We start from the raw sequence: 13,978 nt of genomic DNA, 5'->3' as shown, positions 1-13,978 counted from the left end.
ATTTTGCGGACTTGTTTCATAGGCTAAAATTAAGATTATTTCTTAACTTAATGTGATGGCTAAGTTAGCATGTCCAATCATTGTAGGTGTTCGATAGATACCATCCTGATAGTATAAGTTGCTGTCGAACACCCGTTTTACAAATTCTCTCTTTTGGGTAATAGTAGCTCGATTATATATTGATTTTAAATCAACAAGTAAATCCAAGTTTTTTTGTAAAATTGTAAGTGTATGTTTATCTACTTGGCTTAGACGAGCAATAGAATTTTTGCAAGATGTGATTGCAGTACTACACTTAACGCTGAATTGTTGTATGGTCAACCTGAACTCCCCTCATTTTCATTATTTCCTCAACATCACGATAGCTTAACTTAAATCAAAGTTTGAAATATACAGCTTGAAGAATAATAGATTGTGGATAGCAGTGACCTTTGATATTCATGGATCGAATGATTTAAAAGCGCTAAAGATAAAAAATTATTTTAGATTAGACAGAACTAAATAGAGTTATGTAAAACATATTGCATGAATTTTCAATAAAAATATATGCAATTAAATAATATTTATTAACTTTGTAACATGAATAAATTACAAGAATTAAAAAAACATTTAAAACGAGGAAAAGTATACCGTAGGGCTGATTTGTCCAAATGGTCAAAATCCGTTGACCGCCATTTAGATGAGTTGGTGCAGGAAGGCACTTTGCAAAAACTGTCACAAGGCTTATACTATTATCCCGAAGTAACAGTCTTTGGAGAAACACCTCCAGAAGAAGAAGTATTGGTGCGCTCTTTTCTCAAAGACAAACGTTTTTTGGTAACTTCCTTAAATGCTTATAATTCTCTGGGAGTAGGAACCACTCAGTTATACAACAGCAAAACGGTTTACAACCACAAACGTCATGGAGATTTCAACCTCGGCGGTATGACATTTTCATTTAGGGTAAAACCTCATTTCCCATTAAAAGCCACCCCAGAATTTTTATTGGTAGACCTGTTAAACAATCTCGACCAATTAGCTGAAGACCCAAAAGAAGTAGTGTCAAAAGTGAGATTGAAAGCAAAAACAATGGATGCTAAAAAACTAAAAAAATCACTTCAGGAGTACGGCAGTGTTAAAGCAAAAAAATTGTTGGAACCTGTTATAACAGCACAATATGTCTGATTACTTACACAACCATAAAAACTTCCGTGATCTGCTCCGTATTGTAGGAGCAGAATTAAATATCGAACCTGGACTTATCGAAAAAGACTATTGGATTATGCATGTGTTGTTCGGGCTAAAACAGCAAGGGTTTCAATTCGAACTCAAAGGAGGTACTTCTCTATCTAAAGGGTATGGAATCATACACCGTTTCTCCGAAGACATTGACCTCCATATCAAACCACCGGCTGAAATGGAAATAAATGAAAACCCAAACAACAATAAGCCCCGGAATATTCAAAAAAGAAAAGATTTTTATGATGGATTGGCAGATGAAATAAAAATAAACGGAATCATAGCAGTAAAAAGAGATGAAACATTTGACGACCTAAAGCAATACCGCAGTGGAGGCATACGATTACATTATGAGAGTATAATGGAAACAATTGAAGGAGTTAAAGAAGGAATTTTACTGGAAGTTGGATTTGACACGGTAACACCAAACAACCCTCTAACAATATCGTCTTGGGCATACGAAAAAGCAATACAGCAAAAAGTAGACATAATTGACAATCGGGCTGTAGATATTGCCTGCTATCACATTGGGTACACTTTTGTCGAAAAATTACAAACAATTGCAACCAAATTTAGGCAGGAGCAGGAAGATAAAATAGAAAGACAAAATTTGATGCGCCAGTACTACGATGTCTATAGTCTGTTACAAGATAATACAGTAAAATCATTCATAGGCACAAAAGAATATCAGAAACACAAAGAAGCTCGTTTTCCTCCCAAAGACTATGAAATACTCATTGCTGATAATGAAGCTTTTTTATTGAAGAATTTAGAACTTAGAGAGCGATTTATAAAACGCTATAAAAAAACGGCAAAATTGTATTACAAAGGTCAACCTAACTTTGACGAACTACTTGTTGAAATCGGTAAATGGGTTGATAAATTGTAGTTTTCTAAATTAAGCCATGCTCTTGAATAATTTTAAATCTAAATATTTCATTATATTTGCTATGGGTGGATTCTAAAATTTTCGAGTCAAAATTGAGGAGAAAAGCAAGACCCTAGGATAATAAAAGTTATTAAAACGTAACAATATCAACCGGTTAGAAATGGAATACAAATCCCTCTTTCTCCGCTGGTTATTTCAAAAAACCTACCAAAACCCTTTAAATCCTATGATTTAGAGGGTTTTTTAATTTACTCCCTATCCAAATTATTCATAGTTTCTCATTCTAAAGGAGTACAATTCGGGGCACTATAAAATTTCAAAAACATTGTACCCCTACCTATGTAAACCCTTTTGAAACAAGGGGTTCATTCATTGAACATCTTGTTTTGAGTTGATAGTTTTTCTAAATTTCTATTAACTTAAAGGTTACCAATTATGGACAATCCAATTTCAATCCTTTTTTATTTAAAAAGAGTCAAAGTCAATGCTCAAGGTTTGGTTCCAATTTTTCAACGAATTACCATCAATGGTAGACGACTGGATAACAGCACCGGCAAGTTTGTTGACCCAGACAAATGGCACTCCGAAATGTCTAAAATGAGAGGGACTTCGGAGGAAGCTCGTTCAATCAATGGACATCTTGACGATTTAAAATCAAAGATTTTAAATGTGGAGAAAAATTTAATTAAAAAAGACATCCCGGTAAACTTTGAATCCTTCAAAAATGAGTTAACCGGTAAAAAAGAAAGGGAGCGAATGTTAATTCCTATCTTCCAGGAACACAATCGTAAAATCAAAGAACTGGTGGGTCAGGAATACGCACCTGGTACACTGGAACGCTATGAGACTTCGTTAAAACACACTAAAGATTTTATTTCTTGGAAATACAACATCACGGATATCAATATTGAGAAGATCGATCATTCCTTTATCACCGAATATGAATTCTACTTGCGCAGTGAACGAAAATGTGCCAATAACACTGCTGTAAAATACATCAAGAACTTCCACAAAATCATCAACCAGTGTTTGGCCAATGGATGGCTAAACAAGGATCTTTTCGCCAATTACAAAGCAAAAGTCAAAGAAGTCATTCGAGAGTTCCTTTCTGAAGCCGAAATAGAGCAAATGATAAACAAAGAATTTGTTTCCGAGCGATTGAGCTCGTTCGCGATATATTCGTTTTTAGCTGCTTTACAGGCTTGGCATATATCGATGTAAAACAATTTTCCCTTCCAATGGAAACAGAAAAAAATAATGAAAGTAAATCTTTGCGATAAGTACCCAAAAACGGTACCTATCGCAAAAAGATACTTTTTAATGAATGAAATAACCTTCCGAAAACAAATAAAGTATATCGAGTTAAACCAAATGCATTTGGAACCAAAAGGTCTGTTGAGTCTGAAGGAATTTCCAGATTTTATTGAATATCTGTATAAAATTAATTCAAGAAAGAAAACCAGATTAATATAGTATATACCGGTAAATGAAGCCATAAAAGCCAAATATATATATTATCAATAATTTATGAAAATTTAATTATTATTTCCACAATGTGGAAAACCGTAAAACATAAAGATTTTAATTCTATAAATTTGAAATATTTAAGCAAAACACTGTAAATAAAACACAAGGGTTTACTTACAGTAATAATAACCAGTTCAAAATTTGAATAGGTTTATTTGTTTAAAATTTATAGATTTACAAGGTGATTTATTTCAACACTTAGTTGTAAATCAACCTATTTAGACTCATAAAAATGTTTACAACAAAACACCAATTAGTCCGGTACAACAAGCTAGACAAATGCTTTCAAAACTTTGGTAAAGAATATAGCATCGAAGATCTTCTCGATTCGGTAAATGATGCTATAATAGAATTTGATCCAAATAGCTCTGGTGTTGAAATCAGAACCTTACGTAAAGATATTAGTTTTATGAGAAGTTCATCGGGATATGATGCACCTATTGAAACCATTAAAGGTGCTACTGGTTTCTATTATCGCTATTCTGATAAAAACTTCTCCATAAATAAAAGTCCACTCAATAATAATGAAGCAGAACTATTAAAAAATGCAATATCAATTTTGCAAAGATTTGAAGGCAGCCCAGAATTCGAATGGATAAATGAAATAGCACCATTATTAAATGACAAATTTGGGTTGAAAAATAATGAAAACAAGGTGATGTCATTAGAATCTAATATTGACTATAAAGGGTATTATCTCATAACCCCAATTTTCAATGCAATAATCAATAAAACAGTTATCAAAATAAAATATGAACCATTCAACACTCCTGAATATGAAATTACCTTCCATCCATATTTTTTAAAACAGTACAATAGCAGATGGTTTGTTTTTGGATATAATGAATACAATGATAATTCACAATGGAATTTGGCATTAGATAGAATAAATGGTGATATAGAAAAAACAAATAATAAATACAAAGAAGACACTACTAACTGGAATGATTTTTTTGAAGATATGATTGGGGTTTCAAAAGGACAAGACGAACAATCAGAAGAAGTAAAACTTATTTTCAATAAAGGGCAAGCCCCATATATAAAGACAAAACCATTCCATAGTACTCAAAAAATGAAAGTTTTAGAGGATGATTCTTTGGAAATACGCATCAACGTTATAATAAATTATGAGTTGGAAATGAAAATACTATCTTTTGGTGAAAAGGTAAAAGTTATTACTCCAGAAAAATTAGCACTCAAAATAAAAGAACGAATCAAACAACAGCTAAAAAATTATTGAATCTTGGTGTGTATCTATAATGCACAGAGCCCTTTTACATTTGCATTATAAATTTTAAATATAATATTTATGAGCTTCTTTTCTACTTTACTTCTAGCAAAAAATTTACCAAAACACGACGGAAGACCTCTTTGGAAATATATGTTTAATGATGAGGATTATGAAAAACTCCTAGAAGAATTAAAACTTGCTCGACCTTTATCTATCGATCCAAGAGATGTTACAATGTATTACGCAGAATGGTGGAAAAAAAATTACAACGGTGGAACACCAAGTAAATTCGAGATTTTTAATTCATTAAATGGCAATGTAAGACATAATTTTAATCAAGAAGATTTTTTTAAACTTGCTGTAACAGGAGCTCGAATGTTAGGAATTAAGTGGATAACCCGACAAAACACACTATACTTTAGAACGTTACTTTTACAAGGAGGGCTACCTTTATCTCACATCTCTGAAAATCAAGGTATATACCTAAATTTTTTAATAGCAGTTTTAGAAGAACAACCAGAAACGATTGAGGATTTTATTTTCAAACCCCACATTACAGGGCTTTTGCCTCTGTCTAGTCAAAACAAAGACATTTATGAAAATTGTTTCGAAATTGTAAAATCATTTTTAAATAAAGAGGATATTTATGACGAGCTTTTTAAAGAAAGTGAGGCTTTAAAAGCAATTTCTAATACTCTAAAAGCTAGAGAAAAATTACTCATTAGAAAACAAAGATTTTCTAAACCTAAAAACTACTGGCTTTTAAGTTTCAAAAAAGAGAAAATAAGTATTATTCTGAGAATTGGGCTTGCAGATTCATACAACTCAGAATCCCTATCCAATATTTTAGGCTTTGAAGTAACAGGTAAAGAATATCAGTTTTATGTAAATGAAGAATTAATATGTGTATTCCGTAAAATGATTAACGGGAACTTTAAAACAGACTGGTATAATCAACAAAATCAAGAGTGGAATGGAGTAAGTAATTTGCCTTATACATACGTAATAAAGGATGGTGAAAAACACGAAGTAACGGATTTTATTGAAACGATTCCGAACCTAAAAGAACCGAGTCTTTGGTCTAGATTTTCCGATAATGAATGGCGTTTAATAAAAGGAAATGGTACTTCTAACAATGAGGCCGCAATACTTTTTCCCGCAGATTGGTATAGCAATCTTCTAACAATGGACCTTTCTTTATACGAGGAACAATTATCCTGGTTAACTTTTGAAGGAGAAGTGGAAATTTGCAATCAACAACAAGTTAGAAAATATCTAAGTGGTGTAAACTCATTTGAATGTACAATTGTAAGTAAAAAACCAGCTTGGATGCTAAAAGCAAGTATGCCCGTTGTAAATAGCATTCCCAATGTTATTATTTATGATGAGAATAGCAATAGGTTACCTGATTCAAAGTCTAAAATTTGGATAAGAAAACATAATTCAAATGAAAGTTGGGAAGGACTATCAAAGTTACATCATATCCCATTGGGCTGTATTGACATTAAGATAGAGAAAGAGGGACTCATTGCTTATGATATGTTTTTTAATATTGGCAATCTCAAAGCTAAATATGCCACTAAAGCTATAGATAATGCAGAAATAGAAATAAATAACCTAGAATCATTTGAATTTAAATTGGATGAATCTCCGATTTTAAAAATACAACAACTCAATAATAAATTCTCTTTAAAAGTTAATACCGAATACTCAAAAATACCTACCGGAATAAAAGGTTCTCTTGGACAAAAAAACCAAAAGAAACTTTACTTCGAGATGGCTTCTCCATTTGAAGGGATGGCTATAACTAATGCCGATGGGAAAGTAATTACTGAAGTAGAGAAACTAACTTTGGCAAACTTATATGGTCTTCGGATTTTGAGTACACCGAATACCGGAACTATTCTTAGAATTAAAAACAGATTAAAAACAGAAGTGATAATTACTAAGGAGATTAAAGAATCCTCTCAACCAATTATTTCATTTTTAGAGGAAATTACAAGACTGTATTATTTAGCCGATGCTATGGATTACAGAAACAAAGTTTGTTTAGAGTTAATAGAAGGTAGTAAGACAAAAACCTATGAAATTACTGGATTTAGCCATACTTTAAATGTAGAAAAACAATTTGAAAACAATGTAAGTCTGCAGTCTTCTGAAGATGAATTAGATTTATATGCAATCCCATTAAATTGCAAATCCGAAAATATAGAGTTAATTCCTTTAGTTAGGAATGAATTATACTATACGATTCCTTCTACTGAAATAACGAATCAATTTATTGTTATATCATCCACAGAAAAGGGCAAACAATTAATGCCTCGTTATGTGAATACGAATGAAGAATTTATGGAAATAAGTAAAGAGGAACGTATAGATCAATTTCACTCCCAACTATTAGAAGAAAATTATGATGGTCAAATATGGAAGCAGTCATTAACTTATTTTACTATTTGTATTAAAAACCACATACCATTCTCAACATTCGATCAATTAAGAGCAATTTCAAGAAGTTCAAAGGTCGCTGCAAGAGCCTTTTTGTTTTTAGGAATTAACCAGGAGGAAACTGATTTTTTTATCCAAAAAGCTATTCCTGAAATGGAAAAAGATTTAGGTTTTTGCTTTCATTGGATTAAAAATGAGGACTGGGGAATTGCATTAAATGAATTAGACGAACTATATAAAAATCAATGTTTTGTACAAATTTCCGGATTGATCTCTTTATATATGCGGGAAAATGGATTTGATGATATATTAAAATTTATTATGGGCGAAAATATCAAAAAAGAAAATATCTTATATAGTGATATACGTGAGGTACGAGCTTTACTGGGCGAAAGAGTACTGAAAGAACTTCCACGTATGACTCCTAAAATCACAAAAGAATATAATATTTCTATAAATGAACATTTGCCTGTAAAATTATTATTAAGAGCACCTATTGCGGTCGCTGAGTCAATTAACGATACCCCAAATGCATATCCTATTTGGGCTGGCGATGACCATCGAGAAAGTATTAGAAGAAATATACAATACAGCCAGTATCTAAATTCTGAATTTTACAGCAGAGTCATTTTACAAGCCCTAAAAAATTAAACTATGAATTTTCAAGAATTTTATACTAAAACAGAAAACAGATTAACAGATGCAATTCTATCACTTTGGGCAACCGGAGATAAAGAAATGCAGGATTACTTTAAATATTTATTGACTCAAGAGCCTATAATAGCTGATGCAGTTTTCCAAAATACTTTTCCTTGGGAACAAGACAAGCTTACATTTGGTGAAACTACTAATGTATTTCAAAATGAATTTATAAATGCTCTTGATGCTATTAGAGATAAAGAATTTCAATTTCCAAAAGATAGAAAACCATATAAACATCAATTAGAAAGTTGGGAAGTATTACTAAATCAAAAAAAATCAATTGCCGTAACAACAGGTACCGGATCTGGTAAAACAGAATGTTTTATGCTTCCAGTGCTACAAGATATCCACGAAAATTGCAGACATCAGCAAGGTATAAATGCGATATTTTTATATCCTTTAAATGCCTTGATTGCCAGTCAGAGAAAAAGAATGCACGCTTGGTGTTCTGCTTTAGATGGAGTGAAATACGCATTGTTAACAGGTGAAACTTCAAACAAAGAAAGTAGTAAAGACAAAAAAGCCAAAGGGCTTCCTGAACTTATTTCAAGAGACCAAATTAGAGAAACACCTCCTCAAATATTATTTACCAATCCAACAATGCTAGAATATATGTTGGTAAGAAATGCCGATGTACCTATTCTTGAAAAATCAAAAGGAAAATTGAGATGGATATTGTTAGACGAAGCACATACACTCACTGGTTCTAAAGCAGCTGAAATGGCTTTATTGATTCGAAGAGTAATTACTGCATTTGAAGTAGATGTTGCCAATGTAAGATTTGCTATCACATCTGCAACCGTGGGTGATGGTAATACGGATATACTTAAAAAATTTATGTCTGACTTATGTGGCATTTCAATAAATCAAATTGAAGTTATTCAAGGGAAAAGAGTTAACAATCAAATTTCAGATAAAGATATCCCGAATCTTTCGGATAAATTAACTCAAAATAACATTAAGCTTTTAAGAAATGAATTGCTGAGTTCTGCAGGTTTAAGTCAAAAAGAGATTGGACAAAAATTAAAGATTACAGATAAATACAAACAATTAGAAGCTGTCGATATTCTTGCCGATCAAAAGGTAGATAAAGAAAATTTATTGCCACTACGTGGTCACTTTTTTACTAGAGGAATTGGAGGGGTTTATGTATGCACTAATTCTAAATGTGATAAGCACAAAGATAAAAAACCTGAAAAAGCATTAGGAACAATGTACACTGTAGCTGGAAAAAAATGCAGCTGTGGCCATCCTTTATTAGAGTTAATAGCTTGTAGGAGTTGTGGCAATATGATGATTGAAGGAGAAAGAGCAAAAGGAAGAGACAAAAGAGACAAGATAACCCAAAAAGCGAGTGTTGGATATGAAGCTTTCAATATGGAAAATAATGAAAATGAGGAAAATCAACAAGAACAAACAAATAATAATTCCGTTAGGCTTATTAAAAATAATGTACATCTAAATTTAAGAAATCAAAACCTATTTCCTTGTTCCATTTCAGAAAACAATAACATAATATCAGGGGAAGAATTTTTGATGACAGAGGATAGTCATTGTCCTCATTGTGGGAATCTAAATGAAAACCCTATACACTTCCGGATTTCATCGGCTTTCACTAATAGAATTTTATCCGATATTGTTTTAGACCAAACACCAAATGCTACAGATGCTATAACAGTCACATCAAAAACACTTTACAAAGGCAAAAAGTACATCTCTTTTACAGATAGCAGACAAGGTACAGCAAAGATTGCGGCATTAATAAACATTGACAGTGAAAGTGATTGGATAAGATATCAAACCTATCATTTCCTACTCACCAAACTAAAGAAGAATCAGGTTGATGCAAGTCAAGATGAGTTAATACAAGCAAGAGCTCAGTATGTCCAACAATTAGATGTGGCTTTACCTTTTATGAAAAAAAACATAGAGGAACAAATAAATCAAATCAGCATCATTTTAAATACGGGCAATGGGGAATCATTAAATCATAGTCGTTCTTCTTGGAAAGAAATAATTGATTTTATTAAGGAAAAAGATGGTTTCAAAACACTTTTTTTCAAGGGAGCCAGAGGTAACAACATTGCAACTGAAAACGAAACCTATGCTAAATCTTTATTATACGATCAATTTGCTCGAAGAATTCCTAGAGAAAGGTCTTTGGAAAACTTAGGTTTGGTTAATGTAGTTTATCCTAATCTTGAAAATATTCAATTACCTGAAATAGCCATTAAACTAAATATTACAAAGGATGAGTGGCAAAATTTATTGAAAATTGCAGCTGATTATAGCCTACGCTATAATTTCAATTTTTTCTTTGATGATTCAATGAGGTTATTTTCTTCAAAATTTTATCGTTCGCAACTGATATATCCCGCTAATTCTGAAATAGCAAATGCAAAGAAATGGGCACTTTATAACCCAAATTCTATTGCACAATCACGTTTGGTACTATTGATATGTGCTGGACTCGGTTGGCAGGATAAACAGGATATTAATCAAGAAAGAGAAGATCTACTTAATGATTTCTTAGAAAAAATATGGAGAACCCTAAAAGAAAAAATATTAACTGCAGATGGAGATGGATACAAATTAAATTTACTTGAAAACACTCAATTTGAAATTGCTGGACAAGAATTTTTATGTCCTGTTACCAATCGACTAGTAGATAAAATTTTCAGAGGTTATTCACCTTGGGTTAAAGGTAATCTAATGGAAGAAAATTTACGGAACTACAAAATCGACGATAGTAAAAACCACCAATTTCCAACTTATTCTCATCCATATCATTTGAGTGAAGAAAATACTCCAATAAATAAAAATGAAGTTGAGGTTTGGTTGAAAGAAAACAGTCAAGAAGCAAGAAATAAAGGACTCTGGAATGACCTTCACGAACGAATCTTTGATTTTGACAAGCTATATTTAGCCGGAGAACACTCCGCACAACAAGACAAAAAAAGACTGAAAGAGTTAGAACAACAATTTGAAACAGGAGAAATAAATATTTTGAGTTGCTCAACTACGATGGAAATGGGTGTTGATATTGGCGGGATTTCTGCTGTAGTAATGAGTAATGTACCTCCTATGCCGGCCAACTACCTGCAAAGAACTGGTCGTGCAGGTCGTCGTTCAGAAAACAAATCACTTGCATTGACTTTCTGTGCTCCAAATCCTATTGGATTGCGTACAATGAACAATCCAAAATGGGCATTAGAACATAAAATTGCTCCACCTATTTTGGCATTTGATAGTAAAAACATTGTGGCAAGACACGTTAATTCTTTCCTGTTCGGTATTTTTATTAGGCAACCTGAAAATGAAAATAGAGGTCTTAATATAAAAGAAAATATTGATAAATTCTTCTTTGACGGAGCTCCTACTATTGCCGAAGCCTTTTTAAACTGGTTGGAAAACAATGATCTCTCCGACTTTAAAAACCAATTAACCTACCTAGTTAAAGAAACTCCTCTGAGTAATAGTAGTTCCAAACAATTAATCACATTGGTGATTGATAATTTCAAAAAAGTAATTCAAAGGGTTAGAAAGCAAAAAGAAGGTTACGAAAAAAAATTAGCGGAATTAGAAAAAGAATTTGGAGATAACAGTCCGGCTTATAAAGCTGTAAAATATAGAAAAGGGCAATTCCTTCAAAAATTTGTGATAAGCTACTTAGCCGAAGATAATTTTTTACCAAATGCTGGTTTACCAACGGGCATAGTAGATTTCGAAAAATTAACTTTATCAGATATCAGTCGTAATAAGCAAAACAAATTTAAAACAAATCCGAGTTATCCAATAACAAGAGCTTTAACTGAATTTGCTCCAGGAAACAACATACTAATAGATGGATTAAATTATAAATCATCGGGTATAATAATGAAAAACAACTGGGGACAAGCAACAGAGCGTTCTACCATACAAGGATGTAAACATTGTGGTTTCCAACGTACAGTAGATTTTGGCAAAGTAAACGAAAACTGTCCAAAGTGTGGTGACTCAAATTCATTCGTCGGTATAGAATTAGGAGAACACAAAGGAAATTTTACAGAATTGGTAGAACCTGCAGGCTTTTCTATCGATTTATATACCACTCCTACAAGAGTGATTTCAGAAAAAAGCAAACCACAATATTTAGAACCCTTACTTCTTAATATTGACCCTTGGAAATTAGATCAAAACGGGTATATCGATTTTAGGTCTAGCACTGAAGAAGAAAATGCACAAATACTTTTTTACAATACTGGTAGTGGTGAAGGCTATAGTTTATGTTTAGATTGCGGTAAAGTAGAAGCTTCAAACGAAAAACTCGAAGGGCACAAACGCTTGAGAGGTGGGAAAGATAAAGACGGAGAAAGTCTTTGTACGGCTCAAAACATTCGTGATTATATTATTTTGGGAAGTAGATTTAAAACCGATTTTACCGAAATACGTTTGAAAAAGCCTGATAACTCATTTGTAAACGAAAAAAAGCTGGCCTATACTTTAGGTGTGACCTTTACTAAATCACTAGCCGAACTATTGGCAATCGAAGAAGCCGAATTAGGATTTGGTATTAAAAAATACAATGGATATCTAACTGTCTTTATTTACGATACAGCTAAAGGTGGCGCTGGCTATTCCTCACAATTCCGTTTATATACAGAAAAAATTCTTCGACAAGCGCTAGAAGTATTAGATAATTGCGAATGCAAAAGTACAGGCTGCACCAGATGTCTAATAGACCGAAATACACAATGGCATATTGAAGATGTTGATAGACATATTGCTATAGATTGGTTAAAAACTGCTCTTGATAACCAATTACCGGATGTACTTAAATCTAAAACATTAAATGCAAACCCAGTTTTTGGTTCTTTATTGGATGAAATTAAACGCTATAATTATCATTTCGGAATCAAAGAAATAAACATCCATACCAACAATACCATTGCTGATTGGGAAACTGATAATATGGAATGGTTAGAAAATTTAAAAAGAGATAGAATCAAAATTAACCTTATTATCGAAGGTGATGTCAAATACGCCAACAATCAGGAAAAATTATCGCTACTCCTATTATCGCATAACTACAATCTGAAGAAAGGAAACGATGAGGCACTTTTTGAATTTCCGGTACACCTAACAATAGAACTGGAAAATAATAACAGAATTGGATATGTGTCTAAGGCAAATTATGCCAATTTAGAAGACAAATGGACCAAGGATGTACAAGAAAAATTCTTTAAAGTGGAGTTGGATAGCATTAAAAATAACGAACCTTTTCCGTTACCAAATTTCACTACCAGTAATTTATACGAATCTAAAATTCATACTATTACCAGAAATAGTCAAAGTAATGATTTAGCTAAATTTGTAACAGAAAACCTAAGCAATGCACAAGATTTAGTGTCAAAAATAAAAGACAAATCTTTCACTGTTTCTTATTTTGATAAATACAATCAATCTGAATTTTCAATGCGATTGATGTTACAATTTATCAATGAACTTAAGGAATTATGGTCAATTTCTATTTCAGAATTCAATGTACATTTAGAAAAAGCAGCATTCAAAAGTCCAAATTATCCGGAATACATTATTCACAATTACAAAGAGTATGACGATTATGCTTATGATTTGAAGGAACTATCTAATGACTTTAATTTCAAAATCAATATAAAAGAAGAAAATAGACTACCTCATTATAGATTTTTCCAATTTAGTGCAGATGATATTTCTTTTAGTATTCGCATCGATGGTGGTATAGCTCACGGCTTTAAACCTGTAGAAAGACTATTGTCAAAAGATATGACATTAAATGATCAAATTTTTGAAATACGAAAAGATGTCCTTCACGATATAATTTATAACATAAGTATCGATAATTAAATAAGACCTGAAAATTCAACAAATAAAAAATAGTAATTTACTGTGTACACATAATGCACACACCCTCTCTAAATTTGCTGGGTAAACCAATAAAACGTAAA

The 13,978-nt window shown here is 32.1% G+C and carries 6 protein-coding genes; all 6 read left to right on the top strand.

Going from position 1 to position 13,978, the window contains the following annotated elements:
- Window positions 1-579: 579 nt before the first annotated feature.
- Window positions 580-1,164: a DUF6088 family protein gene (locus tag EKM03_RS14390; protein ID WP_126555485.1), complete on the top strand. Its 585-nt coding sequence runs from the start codon at window positions 580-582 to the stop codon at window positions 1,162-1,164.
- Window positions 1,157-2,107, top strand: coding sequence for a nucleotidyl transferase AbiEii/AbiGii toxin family protein (locus EKM03_RS14385; RefSeq protein WP_126740668.1), 951 nt, complete (start codon window positions 1,157-1,159; stop codon window positions 2,105-2,107). Before EKM03_RS14390 ends, EKM03_RS14385 begins: the two co-directional genes overlap by 8 nt.
- A 435-nt stretch (window positions 2,108-2,542) precedes the next feature.
- On the top strand, window positions 2,543-3,328 hold the full coding sequence (locus tag EKM03_RS14380; RefSeq protein WP_233584108.1) for a phage integrase SAM-like domain and Arm DNA-binding domain-containing protein: 786 nt from the start codon (window positions 2,543-2,545) through the stop codon (window positions 3,326-3,328).
- Between the two features lie 538 nt (window positions 3,329-3,866).
- Window positions 3,867-4,874, top strand: a complete 1,008-nt coding sequence (locus EKM03_RS14375; protein WP_126740667.1) for a YafY family protein — start codon at window positions 3,867-3,869, stop codon at window positions 4,872-4,874.
- A gap of 69 nt (window positions 4,875-4,943) precedes the next feature.
- On the top strand, window positions 4,944-7,961 hold the full coding sequence (locus tag EKM03_RS14370; RefSeq protein WP_126740666.1) for a hypothetical protein: 3,018 nt from the start codon (window positions 4,944-4,946) through the stop codon (window positions 7,959-7,961).
- Window positions 7,962-7,964: 3 nt separating this feature from the next.
- Window positions 7,965-13,877: a DEAD/DEAH box helicase gene (locus EKM03_RS14365; RefSeq protein ID WP_126740665.1), complete on the top strand. Its 5,913-nt coding sequence runs from the start codon at window positions 7,965-7,967 to the stop codon at window positions 13,875-13,877.
- Window positions 13,878-13,978 lie beyond the last annotated feature (101 nt).

The sequence above is a fragment of the Flavobacterium sp. GSP6 genome (genome assembly GCF_003984855.1).
Taxonomy (GTDB): Bacteria; Bacteroidota; Bacteroidia; order Flavobacteriales; family Flavobacteriaceae; genus Flavobacterium.
The sequence above is the reverse complement of the archived record's forward strand: the minus strand, read 5'-3'. Positions and strand labels throughout refer to the sequence as shown.

Bases quoted from the DNA above. Each gene is read 5' to 3' on its own strand.
- EKM03_RS14370 (WP_126740666.1), top strand. From the start codon at position 4,944: ATGAGCTTCTTTTCTACTTTACTTCTAGCAAAAAATTTACCAAAACAC.
- EKM03_RS14380 (WP_233584108.1), top strand. From the start codon at position 2,543: ATGGACAATCCAATTTCAATCCTTTTTTATTTAAAAAGAGTCAAAGTC.
- EKM03_RS14365 (WP_126740665.1), top strand. From the start codon at position 7,965: ATGAATTTTCAAGAATTTTATACTAAAACAGAAAACAGATTAACAGAT.
- EKM03_RS14385 (WP_126740668.1), top strand. From the start codon at position 1,157: ATGTCTGATTACTTACACAACCATAAAAACTTCCGTGATCTGCTCCGT.
- EKM03_RS14390 (WP_126555485.1), top strand. From the start codon at position 580: ATGAATAAATTACAAGAATTAAAAAAACATTTAAAACGAGGAAAAGTA.
- EKM03_RS14375 (WP_126740667.1), top strand. From the start codon at position 3,867: ATGTTTACAACAAAACACCAATTAGTCCGGTACAACAAGCTAGACAAA.